This is a genomic window from Pseudomonas sp. JS3066 (assembly GCF_036328175.1).
Lineage (GTDB): Bacteria > Pseudomonadota > Gammaproteobacteria > Pseudomonadales > Pseudomonadaceae > Metapseudomonas.
Map to the genome: position 1 here is coordinate 539,314 of NZ_CP143312.1, position 19,494 is coordinate 558,807.

The window sequence follows — 19,494 nt, forward strand, 5'->3', positions numbered from 1 at the left end:
CTGTCCTCGACAGGGAGAAGTCCGCATGGCCACGCTGTATCTGGCTTCGGGGTCGCCGCGCCGGCGTGAATTGCTGGCGCAGATCGGCGTTCCCCATATCACCCTGATCGCCTCCATCGACGAAACCGCACAGCCTGACGAGGCTGCTTCGGCCTATGTCGAGCGCCTGGCCCGCGAGAAAGCGCTGGCCGGTCTCGCCAGCCTGTCCGTGCCGGGCGACGCCTGCGTGTTGGGAGCGGACACCGCCGTTGTGCTGGATGGCCACATCCTCGGCAAACCGGTGGATCGAGACGACGCCCTGGCGACTCTCGAGCTGCTATCCGGCCGCGAGCACGAGGTGCTCACCGCTATCGCCCTGGCCGATGCGAACCGCTGCGAAGCGCGCGTTGTTGCGAGCCGGGTGCGCTTCCGTCCCATCGCGCGCGCCGAGCTGGAAACCTATTGGGCCAGCGGTGAACCCGCCGACAAGGCCGGCAGCTACGCTATTCAGGGGCTGGGTGCGGTATTCGTCAGTCGCGTTGAAGGCAGTTATTCAGCGGTAGTGGGATTGCCGCTGCTGGAAACGGCAGAGTTGCTAGCCGATTTCGGCATTCCTTGTTGGCAGCACCTGGGATAGGTCAACGGCATGAGCGAAGAGATTCTGATCAACATCACCCCAATGGAGTCGCGTGTGGCGGTGGTGGAGAACGGCGTGTTGCAGGAGGTGCATGTCGAGCGCACCCTGCGCAGGGGCATCGTCGGCAACATCTACAAGGGCAAGGTAGTGCGGGTACTGCCGGGTATGCAGGCGGCCTTCGTCGACATCGGCCTGGACCGTGCCGCCTTCATCCATGCATCGGAGATCAGCAACCGCGAAGGCAGTGCGGTGGAAAGCATCAGTGCCCTGGTCCACGAAGGCCAGAGTCTGGTGGTACAGGTCACCAAGGACCCCATCGGCAGCAAGGGCGCGCGCCTGACCACCCAGCTGTCGATTCCTTCGCGTTACCTCGTGTACATGCCGCGCACCAGCCATGTGGGCATTTCCCTGAAGATCGAAGACGAGGCTGAGCGTGAGCGCCTCAAGCAGGTGGTGGCCGATTGCGTCGCCGCCGAGGGCATCGAGGAGGCGGGCGGCTTCATACTGCGTACCGCTGCCGATGGAGCTCGTGCCGACGAGATTCTTGCGGACATCCGCTACCTTCGCCGCCTGTGGGAGCAGATTTCCTCGCAGATGCAGACCGCTTCGTCACCGTCGGTCATTTACGAAGACCTGAGCCTTGCCTTGCGGACCCTGCGCGACCTGGTCAATCCGCGCATCGAGAAGATCCGCATCGATTCACGCGAAACCTTCCAGAAGATCACCCAGTTCGTCGATGAACTGATGCCGGAAATCTCCGACCGCCTGGAGCACTACCCCGGCGAGCGGCCGATCTTTGACCTCTACGGCGTCGAGGACGAAATCCAGAAGGCCCTTGAGCGCAAAGTCCTGCTGAAGTCCGGCGGTTACCTGATCATCGACCCGACGGAGGCGATGACTACCATCGACGTGAACACCGGCGCGTTCGTCGGCCACCGCACCCTCGAAGAGACCATCTTCAAGACCAACCTCGAGGCTGCCACCGCCATCGCCCGCCAGCTGCGTCTGCGCAACCTGGGCGGAATCATCATCATTGACTTCATCGACATGGAAGATGAAGAACACCAGCGCCAGGTACTGCGCACTCTGGAAAAACAGCTGGAACGCGATCACGCCAAGACCAACATCATTGGCATCACCGAGCTCGGCCTGGTGCAGATGACCCGCAAGCGTACCCGCGAGAGCCTGATCCAGGTGCTCTGCGAGCCGTGCGTCAGTTGCCAGGGACGCGGCCTGTTGAAGACTGCGGAAACCATCTGCTACGAAATCTTCCGCGAGATCCTGCGCGAAGCCCGGGCCTACCAGGCGGAAGGTTACCTGGTGCTGGCGAACCAGAAGGTCGTGGATCGCCTGCTGGACGAAGAATCGGGCAACGTCGCCGATCTGGAGGCCTTCATCGGGCGTCCGATCAAGTTCCAGGTGGAAACGATGTATTCCCAGGAACAGTACGACGTGGTCCTGCTTTGAGGCGCTGAGTGGACGCCTTCGCCCGCTGGTTGATGCGCCTGCTGCGCTGGTCGCTGGCGCTTTGCGCGCTTTTCCTGGTGCTTGCCGCGCTCTATGTCAGCCTGGGGCGCGAACTCGTGCCCCTGGTGGCCGAGTACCGCGCCGAGGCGGAGGCCAAGGCATCCGCGGCGTTGGGCCAGAGCGTATCGCTAGGTGCCCTGGAAGGCCGTTGGCATGGGCTGTCACCGCTTCTGGTCGCGCACGATGTGCTGCTGGGGGAGGGCGACAATGCCCTGCGCCTGGATCAGGTCCGTCTGGTGCCTGACGTACTGGGCAGCCTGTTGGCGCGGCAGCCACGGATCGCGCGCCTGGAACTGGACGGCGTGCAGCTTGGCTTGCATCAGGACGAGGCCGGCAAATGGCAACTTGAGGGGATCGCTTCCAATTCCGACAAACCCCTGCCGGGGCCGCGTCAGTTTCGCGACCTGATGAAGCAGGTCGGCCACGTTTCGGTGCTGAACAGCCAGCTCACCCTGGAGCCCTACGGGCACGAACCCTTAAGCCTCACCGATGTAAGCCTCAGCCTGAAGGCAAGCGGCAGTCGTCAACGCCTCGATGGCCACCTGACGCTACCGGATGGGCTGCCCATGGCCCTTCGCTTGCGCACCCGCCTCAACGCTGAGGTGTGGCTGCAGAGCGAGGCCGAACTCTATCTCAGCCTTCCGCAAACGGACTGGGCGCGCTGGCTGCCCGCCAGCCTCATGCACGAGTGGCGCTTGAAGCGGCTACAAGCCGGGGGCGAGATGTGGGGCGAGTGGGCCAAGGGCGGCTTGCAGCGCGCCGCCCTGCGTTTGCACGCGCCGGAGATTCGCGGCGCCTATGCCGAACGCAAGGCGGTTACCCTCGCGAATCTTGGGTTGAATGTCTTTTTTACCCGCACTGATGAAGGCTTTCAGATCCTGCTCGACTCCGTTGCCGCGAACATTGGCAAGGAGCGTTGGGGCGAGGCCCATCTGCGTATCGATCACAAGGCAGGCGAGCAACCGGAATGGTCGCTGGCTGCCGACCGTCTCGATGTGGGGCCCCTTCTACCTGTGGTGGATGCTCTGGTACCCCTGCCCGATGCCGCGGCAGCTGCTGTGGCGGGCCTCAAGCCACGAGGTGCCCTGCGCAACCTCAGCCTGCATTACCGCCCCAGGCAGGAGGGTGCCAAGCGCCTGGAGTTCAGCAGCAACCTGGACGCCGTCGGCATCAACGCCTACCACGGTGCGCCGGGGGCCGAAAACGTCAGCGGCAGCGTTACCGGTGATCTCAACCAGGGCGAATTGCGACTCGATTCGAACGACTTCGCGCTGCACCTCGATCACCTCTTCCCCAAGGCCTGGCGTTATCGAGAGGCCAATGCTCGGCTGACCTGGAAACTGGACGAAACCGCCGTCACCCTGGCCAGTCCGTACATGCGGCTGGAAGGTGAGGAGGGCAGCATCGCTGGAGACATGCTGATCCGGCTCATGCGCGATCCCGACGCCGAGGACTACATGGACTTGCGCGTCGGACTGCACGATGGCGATGCCAGTTACACCGAGAAGTACCTGCCAACCTTGTCTCCGGGGATGAGTCCGGCCCTGGCCAAATGGCTCAAGGAGGCGATCAAGGGCGGGGCAGTGGATGAGGGCTTCTTCCAGTACCAGGGTTCCCTGGCCCATGAGGCCGATCCGACGGCGCGCTCCCTCAGTCTGTTTTTCAAGGTGCATGATGCCGAGCTCGCCTATCAGCCTGGCTGGCCGGTACTGCGCGAGGCTCGTGGCGACGTGTTCATCGAGGATACCGGCGTGCGCATCAAGGTACCGGCCGGGCGCATTCTAGACTCGCGGGTGAGCGATGCCGAAGCCGAGGTGCCCCATGTCGAGCCCGGTCAAGTGCCGCGCCTGCAGCTGGATGCCAGGCTGGACAGCAGCTTCACCGATGGACTGAAAATCCTCCAGGAAGCCCCGATGGGGACGGCGACCATCTTCGCCGGCTGGCAGGGGCAGGGCACCCTCGATGGCAATCTGAAGCTGGACATTCCATTGGAGAAAGGTCATCCGCCCCACGTGGTGGTGGACCTCACTACCCACGATGCTCAATTGAAGATTCCCCGTCCGGAGCTGTCCCTCAGCCGGCTCAAGGGTGGATTCCGCTACGACACCGAGACGGGGTTGAGCGCTCAGGATATTCGTGGCCAGGCGTTCGGTCGTGAAGTCCGCGCCAGTGCCAAGGCCGAGGGCAGCAACGGCAAGGCCCGCTCGCGAATCCTCGCGACCAGCAGCATTGCCCTGAATGACCTCACCAAATGGCTCGGCGTCACTCAGTCGTTGCCGGCTTCGGGCACTCTGCCCTACAGCCTGAACCTGAGCCTGGATGGACCTAACAGCCAGCTACGCATCGATTCCAACCTCAAGGGACTGGCAATCGACCTGCCTGCACCTTTCGGCAAGTCCGTCGACGACAGTCGGGACGCCAGTTGGCGCATGACCCTGGAAGGCGATGAGCGGAGCTACTGGCTGGACTACGCAGGGCTCGCCAGCCTTGCCGTGGCTGCGCCGGCAGGCAATCTGGACGATGGGCGTGGCGAGTTGGTGCTGGGAGGCGGCGCCGCGACCGCGCCGGGCACCAAGGGCTTGCGCATCCGTGGACGGCTCGAGGAACTGGACACGGCACCCTGGATGGCGCTGGCCAAGCAATACACGCCGAAGGACGGTGCCGAGAAGGCCCGTATGCTGCGCAGCGCCAACCTGGAAATTGGCCAGTTCAAGGGTCTTGGCACGAGTATCGAGAACCTCAAGGTCAACCTCGATCGCTCCAGTACCGGCTGGAATCTAGGGTTGGACAGCGCCCTCATGCAGGGAACGGTAGTGATGGCGGATGCCAGGGATGTACCCATTGCCATCCGCATGAAGCAAGTTCGGCTTCCAAAACCTCCCGAGAACGATGCCGAGGCCGATGCCAGGCCCGACCCCTTGGCGGGCATCGATCCCCACCAGGTCCCGGCGATGGATGTGCGTATCGACCAGGTGGTGCTGGGGGATTCTCCACTTGGCGCCTGGTCGTTCAAGGTGCGCCCCAATTCCACGGGCGTGGCATTCAGCGAGCTGGATCTCGATCTCAAGGGTCTGAAGGTCTCCGGGGTGGCAGGCTGGGAGGGCACGGCCGAAGGCAGTGCGTCCTGGTACAAGGGGCGGCTGGAAGGCAAGAACCTGGCTGATGTGCTCAAGGCCTGGAACTTCGCACCGTCGGCCACCAGCGAGCGCTTCCGCCTGGACGCCGATGGCCGCTGGCCGGGATCTCCCGCTTGGGTCAGCCTGAAGCGATTCTCCGGTTCCCTGGACGCGAGCCTGCGCAATGGCCAGTTCGTCGAAGTGGAAGGTGGCGCCCAGGCATTGCGGGTGTTTGGCCTGCTCAACTTCAACTCCATCGGCCGTCGCTTGCGCCTGGACTTCTCCGACCTGCTGGGCAAGGGCCTGGCCTATGACCGGGTAAAGGGATTACTGGTGGGAAGTGAAGGGCGCTTCGTCACTCGCAAGCCGATCACCCTTGAAGGACCGTCCAGCGGGCTGGAGCTGGACGGCACCATGGACCTGGCCGCCGATCGCATCGATGCCAAGTTGCTGGTGACCCTGCCGGTGACGAACAACCTGCCACTGGCGGCGCTGATAGTCGGTGCACCTGCCATCGGCGGTGCACTCTTCGTCGTGGATAAGTTGCTGGGTGACAAAGTGGCGCGCTTCGCCAGCGTGCAATACAAGGTTGAAGGCTCCTGGAAGAACCCCAAGATCACCTTTGAAAAGCCATTTGAAAAGTCTCGTTGAGGCGAGCTTTCGTGGCTTGGGTTAGCATGCATCCCATGCCTTGTGCGGAGATTCCGATGTCCCTTGCTGTAATTCAGATGGTCAGCCAGGACGATGTCCTGGCCAACCTCACCAGTGCCCGGCGCCTGCTGGAGCAGGCTGCTGAAGGTGGCGCCCGCCTGGCCGTGCTGCCAGAGAACTTCGCCGCCATCGGCCGTCGTGACCTCGCCGATCTGGGGCGCGCTGAAGCGGAAGGGCAGGGCCCGATCCTGCCGTGGCTGCGCCAGGCGGCTCGTGATCTCAAGTTGTGGATCGTGGCCGGTACGTTGCCCTTGCCACCCGACGGACGGCCAGCGGACAAGGCCAACGCCTGTTCCCTGCTGATCGACGAACAGGGCGAGCGGGTCGCGCGGTACGACAAGATCCATCTGTTCGATGTGGATGTAGCCGACAATCGCGGCCGCTATCGTGAGTCCGACGACTATGCGCACGGGGCTCAAGTGGTGGTGGCTGATACCCCTGTTGGCCGCCTGGGCCTGACCGTCTGCTATGACCTGCGTTTCCCCGAGCTCTATGGCGCCCTTCGCGAGGCCGGTGCTGAGCTGATCAGCGCACCCGCGGCCTTTACTGCCGTCACAGGCGCTGCTCATTGGCAGGTGCTGGTCCGTGCTCGCGCCATCGAAACCCAGTGCTACCTACTGGCAGCCGGGCAGGGCGGCGTGCATCCCGGGCCACGCGAGACCTTCGGCCATTCGTCCATCGTCGATCCCTGGGGCCGGGTACTGGCCGAGAAAGCCACTGGCGAGGCTGTGCTAATCGCGGAGCGCGACGCTGAGGAGCAGGCGGGGATCAGGCAGCGCATGCCCGTGAGCACCCACCGAAGATTCATTACGCCGGCCACACCTGGGCCGGCGCGTACGGAGAAGTTATGAGCGACCTCTTGTTATCCGTCAGCGAGCATCTGCTGGCGCCTGGCGACCTCAGCATCGAGCAGTTGCCGGAGATCCTCGGTGAACTTGCCGGCCCCGGCATCGATGCCGCTGATCTCTACTTCCAGGGGCAGATTTCCGAGTCCTGGGTGCTTGAAGACGGCATCGTCAAGGAAGGCAGTTTCCACCTTGATCAAGGCGTTGGCGTGCGCGCCCAGTCCGGTGAGAAGACCGGCTTCGCCTACAGCAATGCCATCACCGCCGATGCTTTGCGTCAGGCCGCGCGTGCCGCGCGCTCGATTTCCCGCGCCGGCCAGGCGGGCCGGGTTCAGGCCTTCGCCAGCCCTCAGATCACCCGGCTCTACGATTCCAGCAGCCCGCTCGATGTGATCAGCCGTGCCGAGAAAGTTGAGCTGCTGAAGCAGGTGGACGTCGCCACCCGCGCGCTGGACCCGCGAATCAAGCAGGTCACCGTGAGCATGGCCGGCGTCTGGGAACGTATCCTGATCGCCGCCAGTGACGGCAGCCTGGGCGCAGATATCCGCCCGCTGGTGCGTTTCAACGTCAGTGTCATCGTTGAGCAGAATGGTCGTCGCGAGCGCGGTGGCCACGGCGGTGGCGGGCGTACCGACTACCGTTACTTCCTGCAGGAAGATCGTGCCATGGGCTATGCGCGTGAGGCGCTACGTCAGGCGCTGGTCAACCTGGAAGCCATTCCAGCGCCGGCGGGCACCCTGCCGGTGGTGATGGGCGCAGGCTGGTCCGGTGTTCTGTTGCACGAAGCCGTGGGCCATGGTCTTGAAGGCGATTTCAATCGCAAGGGCAGCTCGGCCTATAGCAGTCGTATCGGCGAGAAGGTCGCCTCCAGCCTTTGCACCATTGTTGACGATGGCACCCTGGCTTATCGCCGCGGATCCCTCAGCGTCGACGACGAAGGCACTCCGACCCAGTGCACCACGCTGATAGAGAACGGCGTGCTCAAGGGTTACATGCAGGACAAGCTCAACGCCCGCCTGATGAAGGTGGCGCGTACCGGCAACGGCCGCCGTGAGTCCTATGCGCACCTGCCGATGCCGCGCATGACCAACACTTACATGCTGGCCGGCAAGAGCGATCCTCAGGAGATTATCGAATCGGTGGAACGCGGCATCTACTGCGCGAACCTGGGAGGAGGTCAGGTGGATATCACCAGTGGCAAGTTCGTCTTCTCCACCAGCGAGGCCTACCTGATCGAGAACGGCAAGATCACTGCACCGGTGAAAGGCGCCACCCTGATCGGTAATGGTCCGGAGGCGATGAGCCGGGTGTCCATGGTCGGCAATGACCTGGCACTGGACAGCGGCGTGGGTACCTGCGGCAAGGACGGGCAATCGGTGCCCGTTGGCGTAGGTCAACCGACGTTGAAGATCGATGCGATTACGGTCGGTGGGACGGGGGCCTGATGGCGGCCCCCAAGAGGATCAGCGCAATCCGCGCTTGGCTTCGTCCAGGTCGCGGATGTACTTGAACACCTTGCGCGCTGCGGCCGGTGGCTTGTTGTGGGCCGCTTCGTGCTGGGCATGACGGATCAGGCCGCGCAGGTGCTGGCGGTCGGTTTCCGGGTAGTCGGCGACGAAGCTTTCCAGGGCGGCATCGCCACCCTCGATCAGGCGGTCGCGCCAGCGCTCCAGCGCGTGGAAGCGTTCGTTGTACTCACGGGTGGAACTGTCGAGCTGGTCGATCAGGCTGACGATGGCCTCGATGTCCTGCTCGCGCATGAGCTTGCCGATGTACTGGATGTGCCGTTTGCGGGCGACATGCGCCTTATGCTTCGGCGCTTCCGCCAGGGCCTTTTGCAGCGCGTCGGTCAGCGGCAGCTTGGCCAGCACGTCGGCCTTGAAGGTAGTCAGGCGCTCGCCGAGTTCCTGCAGGGCATGCAGTTCGCGTTTGACCTGGGTTTTGCTCTTCTCTCCGGAGAAGTCGTCGTCGAAAAATTCAGACATGGGGGTGGTCCAATGGGAAACGCCGCCATGATAACCAGTCGGGGCCGCGTTGTCCGGCCCGGCTGGCGCCGCTGGAGTGCGGTAAATGCGGTGAGGCGCCGGGTTGCGCCTGCCGCGTCGAACAATATTTGAACTGGAGTGGCTATGAGTGAAGTAGAAGTGGTCGGCCCGGAGGCATTGCCGGAACTGCAGGCGCGGGTCGAACGCATCCTCGCCGAGGCCCGGCGCCAGGGCGCCAGCGGCTGCGAGGTGGCTGTTTCAGTAGAGCAGGGACTGTCCACCACCGTTCGCCAGGGCGAGGTGGAGACGGTCGAGTTCAACCGTGACCAGGGATTCGGAATCACCCTGTACGTGGGCCAGCGCAAGGGCTCGGCCAGCACCTCGGCCAGTGGTGAGGACGCGATTCGCGAAACGGTCGCCGCTGCGCTCGCCATCGCCAAGCATGCTTCCGAAGACGATTGTGCCGGCCTGGCCGACGCGGCGCTGATGGCCCGCGACCTGCCGGAACTCGATCTCTACCATCCCTGGTCGATCACCCCGGAGCAGGCGGTGGAGCAGGCGCTGATCTGTGAGACTGCGGCGTTCGAGACCGACAAGCGCGTGAGCAAGGCAGACGGCACCACCCTCAATACCCACCAGGGTTGCCGGGTTTACGGCAACAGCCATGGTTTCGTCGGCGGCTATGCGAGCACCCGCCACAGCCTGAGTTGCGTGATGATTGCCGAGCAGCAGGGGCAAATGCAGCGCGACTACTGGTATGACGTCAGCCGTATTGGCAGTCAGCTTGCCGATCCAGCCAGCATCGGCCGTCGCGCCGCCGAACGCACCGCAGCCCGTCTTGGCGCCCGGCCGGTGCCCACCTGCGAGGTGCCAGTACTGTTCGCCGCTGAGCTTGCAACCGGCTTGTTCAGCAGCTTCCTCGGCGCCATTTCCGGCGGCAATCTCTATCGCAAATCGTCGTTCCTCGAGGGCGCGCTGGGTCAACGGTTGTTCCCCGAGTGGCTGTCGATCGACGAGCGTCCGCATATTCCGCGTGCGATGGCCAGTGCGGCGTTCGACAACGATGGTCTGGCGACCTATGCCAAGCCCTTCGTCGAGAAGGGCGAGCTGGTGTCCTACATCCTTGGCACCTATTCCGGACGCAAGCTGGGGCTGCCGAGCACTGCCAACGCAGGTGGTGTCCACAACCTCTTCGTCAGCCATGGCCAGGAAGACCTCGCAGCCCTGATGCGCCGCATGGGTCGCGGCCTGCTGGTGACCGAGCTGATGGGACAGGGGCTGAACATGGTGACCGGTGACTACTCCCGTGGTGCGGCCGGTTACTGGGTAGAGAACGGCGAAATCCAGTTCCCGGTGCAGGAAGTGACCATTGCCGGCAATCTCAAGGATATGTTCCGTCAGATCCTTGCCGTGGGCAGCGATCTGGAACTGCGCGGCAATATCCGGACAGGCTCTGTCCTTATTGAGCGAATGACCGTAGCCGGCAGTTGATCCAGCCGCTCCATCCCCCTAGAGACGCGCCTGCCAGGGCGCGTTTTCGTTTGCGGCCGCACCGCAGTCCGTCAGGGCGGCTTGCATCCCTCTGCATTCAAGTGGTCATGATTGACCAACTCGATGCCCGCGTCGCCATGACTCCGCGCCACTTCCACGGTAGCCGGCTCCGGCCTGGCGCCTATTCCGGTGCGTATGTGGCAGGTGCTCAATGGCCGGGCGCAGCAGATTCAGGCCAATATCGAGCATCTGCGGAACCTGCAGCCGGCGCTCCAGCAACTGGCCCAAGGCGGGACCGCCGTGGGGACTGGTATCAATGCTCACCCGCGTTTCGCCGAGACGTTCTGCCGTGAACTGAACGAGTTGACCGGTCAGCCGTTCACTCCGGGCCGAAATTTCTTCGCACTGATCGGTTCGCAGGACGCGGCAGTAACGCTGTCCGGGGCCCTGAAGACCACTGCCGTATCGCTGATGAAGATCGCCAACGACCTGCGCTGCATCTCCGGTTCGCTGGCGGGCCTTGCCGAGATTGAGCTCGAGGCGCTCCCGCCCGGCTCTTCGATCATGCCTGGCAAGGTCAACCCGGTAATTCCCGAAGCGACCGAAATGGTTACCGCAGAGGTGATCGGCAACGACGCCGCGATCGCAATTGCCGGGCAGTCCGGCCACTTCGAGCTGAACGTGATGCTGCCGGTCATTGCACACAACCTGCTCGGCGCGATTGGCGATGTCGGTCTGCCCGACTCCCAGGGGGAAGCGGCGCTGCGCCATAGCCGCACTACTACACGAGTCTGCTCGAATTCATCAGTGAATACGGCGCCTCCCCTCGCAACGACCGGTTGCCCGGCGTCGGAAGTAATGCGCCTGCGATGCCGGGCCACTTCTCCACTTGAGCGTGGCCAGGACGGGGCATCTGCTGGTGGAAAGTTCGGCCAACCAGGACAGTCCCTTGATGCAGGGAAACACACCGATCCTGGGGCTGGACGTCCAGGAGCATGCCCATTACCTGCGATACCAGAATCACAGGCCCGACTACATCGGCGCCGTCTACAACGTCGTTGATTGGGCTGAGTTTGGTCAGCGCTACCGGCAGGCCCTGATCTGAACCACTTGGTGGACGAAGCGCGCGCCTTCGTTAGCATCTATGAACTTCAACAAGGTCCAGCATGCAGATTTTTCTGATTTCCGGCTGCCGTTCAGTCCGTCTGTTCATTAGCGCGCTGGTGGTGCTGGCTGGCCTCTCGATCCTGTTGATGCAGGCGTCGATTGCCTTGCGTCTGTTGCTGGAGGCGCATCTCTGGCAGGCGCTGCGCGCCGGTTCGCTTTGTGCGCTGGGAACGGCACTGGGGGCACTGCTGGTGCTTTTCCTGCGCAGTATCTCCGGATGGCTTTCCGATAGTCTGATGGGCTTTGGGGCTGGGGTCATGCTCGCCGCCACCGTGTTTTCCCTGCTGATGCCTGGGCTGGCAGCCGCAGGGGAACTGGGGTTCTCGAAGTGGGCGGCGGGTGCACTGATGAGCTTCGGTCTGCTACCGGGCGCGGCCTGTTCGGTCTTGGCAAGGTGCTGCCGCAGCCGCGGTTGGAGTTAGATGGTCAGGGCAAGCGGGTGATCATCACGCCGCGCGTGCTGCTTTTCGTTATCGCGATCGTGCTACACAACATTCCAGAAGGAATGGCCGTCGGAGTCGCAGCAGGGGCGGGGCTGGCGGGTGCCGATAGCCTGGCCCTGGGAATTGCACTGCAAGATATTCCGGAAGGACTGATTATTTCCCTTTTACTCGCCGGTTGCCTATGTCGCGAGGCCGCGCGCTACTGATCGGCGCTGCGTCTGGCCTGGTGGAGCCGCTATTCGCAGTGCTCTGTGCCCGGTTGGTCCAGGTTTCGGTGCTGTCATTGCCCTGGGGATTGGCCCTTGCCGCAGGCGCGATGCTCTTCGCCGTAGTCCAGGAGGTCCTCACCGAAAAGGGCATGAGACAGCTGCCAGCCTGGGTCTGGCTGCGGGCTTCTGCCTGATGATGGTGCTGGATACTGCGCTGGCCTAACGGCGGTAGGTGAATCGTGCCTTGCTTCTTGTTGGTGGGAGCCTGAGCGGGGGCAGGGAGGGAATTACTCGCCTTCGTCGAACTTGTTGTTGATCAGCTCGATCAAGGCATTGAGGGCGTCGTCATCTTGCTCGCCTTCGGTATGCAGGTGGATGGGGGTGCCTTTACCTGCGGCGAGCATCATTACCGCCATGATGCTTTTCCCGTCCACCAGGCTTTCCGATGTGCGACCCACGCGAATCTGGCAGGGATAACGACCGGCCACGCCGACGAACTTAGCCGCTGCCCGGGCGTGCAGGCCAAGCTTGTTGATGATTGTGATCTCGCAGGCGGGCATCGCGTTTCCAATCCTTCTAACTGAGGTCGCGGTGGCGAACCTGGACATTCTTCAAGCTGGGTTTCAGTGCCGCCCCCAGGCGATTGGCAATGTACACCGAGCGGTGGTGCCCACCGGTGCAGCCAATGGCAATAGTGACATAGGCCCTGTTACTGGCGGCAAAGCGCGGTAGCCATTTACTCAGATAGCTGTGGATATCCTGATACATCTCCTCCACATCCGGTTGGCCTGCGAGATATTCTTCGACCACCGAATCAAGCCCCGAATGATCGCGCAACTCCGGCTTCCAGTAGGGGTTGGGCAGGCAGCGCACATCGAACACCAGGTCGGCATCCACAGGCATGCCACGCTTGAAGCCGAATGACTCGATCAGGAAGGCCGTACCGGGCTCGGGTTGATTGAGTAGGCGTAGCTTGATGCTGTCACGCAGCTGGTAAAGATTGAGATGCGTGGTGTCGATCTTCAGGTCGGCGAGATCGGCGATGGGCGCCAACAGCAGTTCTTCGTCCCGGATGGCTTCGGCCAGGGAGCGATTGTCATTGGTCAGTGGATGGCGCCGGCGTGTTTCGGAGAAGCGTTTGAGAAGAGTGTCGTGTTCGGCGTCGAGGTAAAGCACGTCGCATTTGATGTGACGATTGCGAGCCTCGACGAGCAGCTCGGGGAAACGTTGCAACTGACTGGGCAGGTTGCGCGCGTCGATGGATACAGCCACCTGGGGTTGCAGCAGTTCGGTGTGCAACAGTGCCCGTTCGGCCAGCTCGGGAAGCAGGGCGGCAGGAAGGTTGTCGATACAGTAGTAACCGTGGTCCTCGAGAACATCGAGGGCGGTGCTCTTGCCCGACCCGGAGCGGCCGCTGACGATGATCAGGCGCATGATGAAGCCCTAGCGTCCGCTCTGCACGTCCACCACTACCTGGTAGAGGCTGGTGCTGTCGGGAGCCTGGCGCAGACGCTCGCGCACATCGCTGCGGTCAAGCATGCTGGCTATCTGTCGGAGCAATTCAAGGTGCTCATCGGTGGCAGCTTCCGGGACCAGCAGGACAAACAGCAGGTCAACCGGAGCACCGTCGATGGCGTCGAAATCAACTGGCGCGTCAAGGCGCAGCACGGCGCTTATGGGCGCGATGCAGCCGATGAGGCGACAGTGGGGAATGGCGATGCCGTTGCCGAAACCGGTGGAACCGAGCTTCTCCCGGGCTACCAGGCTTTCGAAAATATCCTGGTTATCGAGGTCGGGGAGGTCACGGGAAACCAGCTTGGCAATCTGTTCCAGTACACGCTTTTTGCTGCCGCCCGGCACGTTCACCAGGGAACGGCCGGGGGTCAGGATTTGCTCGAGTCGAATCATAGGAGGGGGAAGAGTGTCAGCGGGCCGTAGCGCCCTGCTGGCGATTCAACTGCTTTTCCTTGTGTTTGATCAGTTGGCGGTCAAGTTTGTCGGTGAGCAGATCGATGGCGGCGTACATGTCTTCATGTTCCGCATTGGCCACGACCTCCCCGCCGGCGATGTGCAAGGTGGCTTCGATCTTTTGTTTCAGTTTCTCGACCTCCATGATGACTTGCACATTGGTGATCTTGTCGAAGTGGCGCTCGAGCCGGCCAAGTTTCTCGCCGACATAATCGCGCAGGGCGTCGGTCACATCCAGTTGATGTCCACTGATGTTGACTTGCATACCGCTTTCTCCTTATTGCCCGTGTATAAGAGACAGGCTAACGGGCCTGCCACCGGAACACTTTGGCGTGGGTCAATTTCCGCGTCACATCAGTCGCTTCCGCTCGCTGGAAGGCGCTATCCCAAGGGATTCGCGATACTTGGCTACTGTGCGACGGGCCACTTGAATGCCCTGTGCCTCCAGTAAACCAGCGATCTTGCTGTCGCTCAACGGCTTTTTCGGATTTTCCGCTGCGACCAGTTTCTTGATGATTGCGCGGATCGCGGTAGACGAACATTCACCGCCTTCCGAGGTGCTTACGTGGCTGGAGAAAAAGTACTTCAGCTCGTAGATTCCGCGGGGAGTGTGCATGTATTTCTGGGTAGTCACGCGCGAGATTGTGGACTCGTGCATACCTACGGCTTCGGCGATGTCATGCAGGACCAGGGGTTTCATCGCCTCTTCGCCATACTCCAGGAAGCCGCGCTGGTGCTCGACGATCTGGGTGGCGACCTTCATCAGAGTCTCGTTTCGGCTCTGCAGGCTCTTGATGAACCAGCGAGCCTCCTGAAGCTGATTGCGCATGAAGGTGTTGTCGGCGCTGGAATCGGCGCGACGAACGAAACCCGCGTAGTGCGGATTGACCCGCAGGCGCGGTACGGCTTCCTGGTTTAGCTCAACCAGCCAGCGTTCGTTGTGCTTGCGGACGATCACGTCGGGTACGACGTACTCGGGTTCGCTGGCTTCGATCTGCGAGCCGGGACGTGGATTCAGGGCCTGAATCAGTTCGATGATCTGGCGCAGTTCGTCTTCCTTGACCTTCATGCGCCGCATCAACTGGCTGTAGTCACGGCTGCCGAGCAGGTCTAGGAAGTCACCAGCCAGACGTTGGGCCTCGGTCAGCCACGGGGTGCCCGGAGGCAGCTGGCGAAGTTGCAGGATCAGGCATTCGCGCAGGTCGCGGGCACCGATGCCTGCGGGCTCGAACTGTTGGATGCGATGAAGGACGACTTCGACTTCGTCCAGCTCGATACCGAGCTCGGGGTCGAAGGCCTCGACTATCTCTGCCAGCGTCTCTTCGAGGTAACCGTCGTTATTGATGCAGTCGATGAGGGTGACACCAATCAGGCGGTCGGTGTCTGACATGGGGGCCAGGTTCAGCTGCCAGAGCAGGTGGCTCTGCAGGCTTTCACCGACCGAGGTGCGCGAGGTGAAATCCCACTCGTCGTCATCGTTGCTCGGCAGGCTGCTGGCGCTGGTCTGGTAGACATCTTCCCAGGCCGTATCGACAGGGAGTTCGCTGGGAATGCGTTCGTGCCATTCGCCATCTTCCATGGCTTCGGCATTGGTTTCGACGCTGGACTCCTGGAAGCTGGCTTCCTGGCTACTCGTGTTAGGCAGTTGGTCGCCTTCGGCCATCGGGTCGGAGGTGTCGAAATCGTCGCCATCCTCCTGCCGCTCAAGCATGGGATTGGACTCCAGTGCTTCCTGGATCTCCTGCTGGAGGTCCAGGGTGGAGAGTTGGAGTAGGCGGATGGCCTGTTGCAGCTGAGGGGTCATCGTCAGCTGCTGGCCCATCTTAAGGACTAGCGATGGTTTCATGGCAGAGGGCTTAGCACCTTGATTCGCCGGCGCTCACGCGCCATCCACAACAGGGCGCCGAAGCGCCACCAGGAAGCAAATTATATGCCTGACCTTGAAGGATTTTCCTAGCTCGCGCAACCCATCTTGTAGGAGATGTCGCGGGAGGCTACAGGCGGAACTCGTGGCCCAGATAGACTTCCTTCACCAGCTGGTTGGCCAGGATGGCTTCCGCACTACCCTCGGCAATCAGTTGTCCGTCACTGACAATGTAGGCGGTCTCGCAGATGTCCAGCGTTTCACGGACGTTGTGGTCGGTGATGAGCACACCGATTCCCTTGGCCTTGAGATGATGGATGATCTGCTTGATATCGCCCACGGAAATCGGGTCCACGCCGGCGAACGGTTCGTCCAGCAGGATGAATTTCGGGGAGGTAGCCAGCGCCCGGGCGATTTCCACCCGACGGCGCTCACCGCCTGACAGGCTCATGCCGAGACTGTCGCGAATGTGGCTGATGTGGAACTCCTGCAGCAGGCTTTCCAGCTCCTTGCGGCGCGTGGCGCGGTCGAGGTCCTTGCGGGTCTCGAGGATCGCCATGATGTTGTCCGCCACGCTGAGCTTGCGGAAGATCGAGGCTTCCTGCGGCAGGTAGCCGATGCCCGCACGGGCGCGGCCATGCATGGGCTGATGGGTGACGTCCTGCTGGTCGATCAGGACGCGGCCCTGGTCGGCCTGAACCAAGCCGACAATCATGTAGAAGCAGGTGGTCTTGCCGGCACCGTTGGGGCCGAGAAGGCCAACGATTTGTCCGCTGTCGATCGACAGGCTGACATCGCGGACCACCTGGCGGCTCTTGTAGCTCTTGGCCAGATGCTGGGCTTTGAGAGTCGCCATTACTGTGCTTTCTGCTCTTTCTTCTTCGGCTGGATGACCATGTCGATTCGCGGACGCGGAGTGGTCACGTTATTGCCGGTAGCGCGGCCTGCGTTGACGATCTGGCGCTGGGTGTCATAGACGATCTTCTCGCCTTCGAAGGTGTTGCCTTCCTGAACCACCTTGGCCTGGTCGAGCAGAATGATGCGCTCGTTGGCCGCGAAGTACTGGATGGTCAGGCCATAGGCCTTGACTATTTCCTTGTCCACCGCAGGCTTCTGTTCGTAGTAAGCGGGCTTGCCGACCGAGGTGAAGACCTCGACATCGCCATTCGCGTCCTGGGTAATGGTGACGGTATCGCCGGTGATCTTCAGGGTTCCCTGGGTGATCACGACGTTGCCGCGGTAGACCGCGACGCCCTGCTTGTCATCGAGCTCGGCGCTGTCGGCCTGGACGCGAATCGGTTGATCGCGGTCCGTGGGCAGGGCCCAGGCGGCAGCACTTCCGAGTGCGGTACCCAGGCTGAGCAACAGGGGGAGGGTTTTAACGAACCTCATGCTGGCCTCTTACGTTGGACTGCAGGATCATCCTGCTGTCATTCAAGTACGCTTTCATTCCTTGTGCCGTGGTCACCCCATTGGCCGCGTCGATTCTAACGGCTTGCTGGGTCTGCGCATATTCCTCGTCAGGGAACACGGTCAGGCGGCTAGTGGTCAGGATGGTCGGGCGCCCCTTGCCGTCGGTGCGCGCCACCCGGACCTTGTCGATCAGTTCGACCTGCTTGCCTTCAGGGCCGACTTCGCCTCGCTCGCTTTGTACGTGCCAGGGGTATGCGGTGCCGCGATGCAGGAGCAGGTCCGGATTGGTCAGCAGTGTGACATCAGTGGCCTTTATATGTTCGAGGTGGGTCGCGGTCATTTCGTAGTGGAGCTTGCCATCTTCCTGGAACTGGGTGCTCTTGCCATTTTCCACGTAGAAATCGATGGCGTTGTCGTTGCCTGTGGCTGCTGTCCGGTCCATGAAGCTTTCGGGACGGATATTCCAGTACCCCAGAGCGATGAGTAGCGCCGCGATCGGGGTCAGGATCAGCGCAAGGCGGATGTTCTTTGGCATGAAAAACCTCAGAGATAAGCAGCTTGCGCCGCTTCCAGGCTGCCCTGGGCGCGCAGTATGAGTTCGCAGAACTCACGGGCTGCGCCTTCGCCGCCACGTGCCTGGGTGATGCCATGGGCATGCTGGCGGACGAAAGCATCGGCGTTGGCCACGGCCATGCCCAGGCCGACACGGCGAATCACCGGTAGGTCGGGAAGGTCGTCACCGAGGTAGGCGACCTGATCATAATTCAACCCCAGTTCCGCGAGCAGGCCGTCGAGGACAGCCAGTTTGTCTTCGCGCCCCTGGAACAGATGCTGTATGCCGAGGTTCTGTGCGCGACGCTCGACAACCTCCGACTGGCGGCCGCTGATGATGGCAGTGCGCACGCCAGCATTCATCAGCATCTTGATGCCTTGGCCGTCGAGGGTGTTGAAGGTCTTGAATTCTCCGCCGCCGGGTAAGAAGTAGAGGCGGCCGTCGGTCAGCACGCCGTCCACGTCGAACACGGCCAGGCGAACGGCCTTGGCACGAGTGAGGAGTTCATTGCTCATCAGATCACTCCGGCGCGGGTCATGTCATGGATATGCAGGGCGCCGATGGGGCGGTCGTCTTCATCGACCACAACCAGCACGTTGATCTTGTGGTCGTCCATGATCTTCAGCGCTTCAGCTGCAAGCATGTCGGGGCGTACGGTCTTGCCGTGCACCGTCATGACGTCGTCGATGCTGGCCTGGCGCACATCGACACCTTTGTCCAAAGTGCGGCGCAGGTCGCCGTCGGTGAAGATGCCGGCGAGGTGGCCGTCACTTTCCACCACCGCGGTCATGCCCAGGCCCTTGCGTGTCATTTCCAGCAGGGCTTCGCGCAGCGGCGTACCGCGGGCGACGCTGGGCAGGCTTTCGCCGCTGTGCATGATGTTCTCCACCTTGAGCAGGAGGCGACGGCCAAGCGCGCCGCCCGGATGAGAGAAGGCGAAGTCTTCGGCGGTGAAACCACGGGCTTCCAACAGGGCGATGGCCAGAGCGTCACCCAGGACCAGCGCCGCAGTGGTGGACGATGTGGGAGCCAGGTTTAGTGGGCAGGCTTCCTGGCCTACTCGAGCATCCAGATTCGCAGCTGCGGCTTTGGCCAGGGGCGAGTCCGGATTGCCAGTGAGGCTGATCAGGGTGATTCCCAGGCGCTTGATCAGCGGCAGCAGCGTGACGATTTCGGCAGTCGAGCCGGAATTGGAGAGCGCCAGGACCACGTCTTCACGGGTGATCATGCCCATGTCGCCATGGCTGGCCTCGGCCGGGTGAACAAAGAAGGATGGGGTGCCGGTGCTGGCCAGGGTGGCAGCAATCTTGTTCCCGACATGTCCGGACTTGCCCATACCCACCACCACTACGCGTCCCTTGCAATCCAGGATGAGTTCGCAGGCGCGAACGAAATCTGCGTCGATGCGTGGCATAAGGGCGTCGATCGCCTCGCGTTCGAGCTGGATAGTGCGTTGTGCGGACTTGATGAGATCGCTGGATTGGCTCATGGGCATGCAGTGGCCGGGGGAAAAGGCGCCGATTATAGCGATAAAGGTGATTTAGCTCACGCGTCAATGGCGTCGAAGCTGTCGCAAAGCTGAACAG

Annotated in this window: 17 protein-coding genes and 3 pseudogenes; 9 read left to right on the plus strand and 11 right to left on the minus strand. The window is 62.2% G+C overall.

The window, feature by feature from the left end:
- Positions 1–25 precede the first annotated feature (25 nt).
- From SA496_RS02650 to tldD, 5 genes are read left to right on the plus strand one after another with little or no spacing between them, the layout of a single operon-like run.
- Positions 26–616 carry a Maf family protein gene (locus tag SA496_RS02650; protein ID WP_120652913.1) on the plus strand — a complete coding sequence of 197 codons (591 nt, stop codon included), beginning with the start codon at positions 26–28 and terminating at the stop codon, positions 614–616.
- Positions 617–625: 9 nt separating this feature from the next.
- Positions 626–2,083 (plus strand): ribonuclease G, encoded by a 1,458-nt coding sequence (gene rng, locus SA496_RS02655; RefSeq protein ID WP_120652912.1) that lies wholly within the window; start codon positions 626–628, stop codon positions 2,081–2,083.
- Between the two features lie 8 nt (positions 2,084–2,091).
- Positions 2,092–5,910 carry a YhdP family protein gene (locus SA496_RS02660; RefSeq protein WP_442965072.1) on the plus strand — a complete coding sequence of 1,273 codons (3,819 nt, stop codon included), beginning with the start codon at positions 2,092–2,094 and terminating at the stop codon, positions 5,908–5,910.
- Between the two features lie 56 nt (positions 5,911–5,966).
- Positions 5,967–6,821: a carbon-nitrogen hydrolase family protein gene (locus SA496_RS02665; RefSeq protein WP_330115020.1), complete on the plus strand. Its 855-nt coding sequence runs from the start codon at positions 5,967–5,969 to the stop codon at positions 6,819–6,821.
- Positions 6,818–8,260, plus strand: coding sequence for a metalloprotease TldD (tldD, locus tag SA496_RS02670; RefSeq protein WP_330115021.1), 1,443 nt, complete (start codon positions 6,818–6,820; stop codon positions 8,258–8,260). The genes SA496_RS02665 and tldD overlap by 4 nt, the downstream gene beginning before the upstream one ends.
- 18 nt (positions 8,261–8,278) lie before the next feature.
- Here the strand turns inward: tldD and yjgA are convergent, their stop codons facing one another.
- On the minus strand, positions 8,279–8,800 hold the full coding sequence (gene yjgA / locus SA496_RS02675; RefSeq protein ID WP_153922234.1) for a ribosome biogenesis factor YjgA: 522 nt from the start codon (positions 8,798–8,800) through the stop codon (positions 8,279–8,281).
- A 144-nt stretch (positions 8,801–8,944) separates the two neighbouring features.
- On the opposite strand from yjgA, the gene pmbA reads away from it, so the two are divergent.
- The 4 genes and pseudogenes from pmbA to SA496_RS02695 all read left to right on the plus strand — a co-directional run bounded on the left by pmbA (position 8,945) and on the right by SA496_RS02695 (position 12,333).
- Entirely contained in the window at positions 8,945–10,291 is a 1,347-nt protein-coding gene (gene pmbA / locus SA496_RS02680) for a metalloprotease PmbA (protein WP_120652908.1), read from the plus strand.
- Positions 10,292–10,474: 183 nt separating this feature from the next.
- A pseudogene (locus SA496_RS02685) lies at positions 10,475–11,014 on the plus strand (lyase family protein); the annotation flags it as partial.
- A gap of 166 nt (positions 11,015–11,180) precedes the next feature.
- Positions 11,181–11,396: pseudogene (locus tag SA496_RS02690) on the plus strand (Fe-Mn family superoxide dismutase); the annotation flags it as partial.
- A gap of 61 nt (positions 11,397–11,457) precedes the next feature.
- A pseudogene (locus tag SA496_RS02695) lies at positions 11,458–12,333 on the plus strand (ZIP family metal transporter).
- A 64-nt stretch (positions 12,334–12,397) separates the two neighbouring features.
- On the opposite strand, the gene SA496_RS02700 reads toward SA496_RS02695, so the two are convergent.
- The 10 genes from SA496_RS02700 to SA496_RS02745 all read right to left on the minus strand — a co-directional run bounded on the left by SA496_RS02700 (position 12,398) and on the right by SA496_RS02745 (position 19,403).
- On the minus strand, positions 12,398–12,670 hold the full coding sequence (locus SA496_RS02700; protein ID WP_120652907.1) for an HPr family phosphocarrier protein: 273 nt from the start codon (positions 12,668–12,670) through the stop codon (positions 12,398–12,400).
- Between the two features lie 16 nt (positions 12,671–12,686).
- Positions 12,687–13,544: an RNase adapter RapZ gene (gene rapZ, locus SA496_RS02705; protein ID WP_120652906.1), complete on the minus strand. Its 858-nt coding sequence runs from the start codon at positions 13,542–13,544 to the stop codon at positions 12,687–12,689.
- A 9-nt stretch (positions 13,545–13,553) separates the two neighbouring features.
- Positions 13,554–14,018 (minus strand): PTS IIA-like nitrogen regulatory protein PtsN, encoded by a 465-nt coding sequence (gene ptsN / locus SA496_RS02710; protein ID WP_120652905.1) that lies wholly within the window; start codon positions 14,016–14,018, stop codon positions 13,554–13,556.
- Positions 14,019–14,034: 16 nt separating this feature from the next.
- Complete coding sequence (gene hpf, locus SA496_RS02715; protein WP_028628496.1) at positions 14,035–14,343, minus strand: ribosome hibernation-promoting factor, HPF/YfiA family; 309 nt, start codon at positions 14,341–14,343, stop codon at positions 14,035–14,037.
- An 84-nt stretch (positions 14,344–14,427) separates the two neighbouring features.
- On the minus strand, positions 14,428–15,924 hold the full coding sequence (locus SA496_RS02720) for an RNA polymerase factor sigma-54 (RefSeq protein WP_120652904.1): 1,497 nt from the start codon (positions 15,922–15,924) through the stop codon (positions 14,428–14,430).
- A gap of 148 nt (positions 15,925–16,072) precedes the next feature.
- On the minus strand, positions 16,073–16,798 hold the full coding sequence (gene lptB, locus SA496_RS02725) for an LPS export ABC transporter ATP-binding protein (protein WP_120652903.1): 726 nt from the start codon (positions 16,796–16,798) through the stop codon (positions 16,073–16,075).
- Positions 16,798–17,334, minus strand: coding sequence for a lipopolysaccharide transport periplasmic protein LptA (gene lptA, locus SA496_RS02730; RefSeq protein ID WP_120652902.1), 537 nt, complete (start codon positions 17,332–17,334; stop codon positions 16,798–16,800). The genes lptB and lptA overlap by 1 nt, the downstream gene beginning before the upstream one ends.
- A complete protein-coding gene (lptC, locus tag SA496_RS02735) occupies positions 17,321–17,890 on the minus strand; it encodes an LPS export ABC transporter periplasmic protein LptC (protein ID WP_120652901.1) in 570 nt (189 codons plus the stop codon). The genes lptA and lptC overlap by 14 nt, the downstream gene beginning before the upstream one ends.
- An 8-nt stretch (positions 17,891–17,898) precedes the next feature.
- Positions 17,899–18,423 carry a KdsC family phosphatase gene (locus SA496_RS02740; protein WP_120652900.1) on the minus strand — a complete coding sequence of 175 codons (525 nt, stop codon included), beginning with the start codon at positions 18,421–18,423 and terminating at the stop codon, positions 17,899–17,901.
- On the minus strand, positions 18,423–19,403 hold the full coding sequence (locus tag SA496_RS02745; RefSeq protein WP_174235584.1) for a KpsF/GutQ family sugar-phosphate isomerase: 981 nt from the start codon (positions 19,401–19,403) through the stop codon (positions 18,423–18,425). The genes SA496_RS02740 and SA496_RS02745 overlap by 1 nt, the downstream gene beginning before the upstream one ends.
- Between the last annotated feature and the right edge of the window lie 91 nt (positions 19,404–19,494).

Coding starts and splice junctions, on each gene's coding strand:
- SA496_RS02650 (WP_120652913.1), top strand. CDS start 26: ATGGCCACGCTGTATCTGGCTTCGGGGTCGCCGCGCCGGCGTGAATTG.
- yjgA (WP_153922234.1), bottom strand. CDS start 8,800: ATGTCTGAATTTTTCGACGACGACTTCTCCGGAGAGAAGAGCAAAACC.
- SA496_RS02745 (WP_174235584.1), bottom strand. CDS start 19,403: ATGCCCATGAGCCAATCCAGCGATCTCATCAAGTCCGCACAACGCACT.
- pmbA (WP_120652908.1), top strand. CDS start 8,945: ATGAGTGAAGTAGAAGTGGTCGGCCCGGAGGCATTGCCGGAACTGCAG.
- SA496_RS02740 (WP_120652900.1), bottom strand. CDS start 18,423: ATGAGCAATGAACTCCTCACTCGTGCCAAGGCCGTTCGCCTGGCCGTG.
- SA496_RS02720 (WP_120652904.1), bottom strand. CDS start 15,924: ATGAAACCATCGCTAGTCCTTAAGATGGGCCAGCAGCTGACGATGACC.
- lptC (WP_120652901.1), bottom strand. CDS start 17,890: ATGCCAAAGAACATCCGCCTTGCGCTGATCCTGACCCCGATCGCGGCG.
- tldD (WP_330115021.1), top strand. CDS start 6,818: ATGAGCGACCTCTTGTTATCCGTCAGCGAGCATCTGCTGGCGCCTGGC.
- rapZ (WP_120652906.1), bottom strand. CDS start 13,544: ATGCGCCTGATCATCGTCAGCGGCCGCTCCGGGTCGGGCAAGAGCACC.
- hpf (WP_028628496.1), bottom strand. CDS start 14,343: ATGCAAGTCAACATCAGTGGACATCAACTGGATGTGACCGACGCCCTG.
- rng (WP_120652912.1), top strand. CDS start 626: ATGAGCGAAGAGATTCTGATCAACATCACCCCAATGGAGTCGCGTGTG.
- lptA (WP_120652902.1), bottom strand. CDS start 17,334: ATGAGGTTCGTTAAAACCCTCCCCCTGTTGCTCAGCCTGGGTACCGCA.
- SA496_RS02665 (WP_330115020.1), top strand. CDS start 5,967: ATGTCCCTTGCTGTAATTCAGATGGTCAGCCAGGACGATGTCCTGGCC.
- ptsN (WP_120652905.1), bottom strand. CDS start 14,018: ATGATTCGACTCGAGCAAATCCTGACCCCCGGCCGTTCCCTGGTGAAC.
- lptB (WP_120652903.1), bottom strand. CDS start 16,798: ATGGCGACTCTCAAAGCCCAGCATCTGGCCAAGAGCTACAAGAGCCGC.
- SA496_RS02700 (WP_120652907.1), bottom strand. CDS start 12,670: ATGCCCGCCTGCGAGATCACAATCATCAACAAGCTTGGCCTGCACGCC.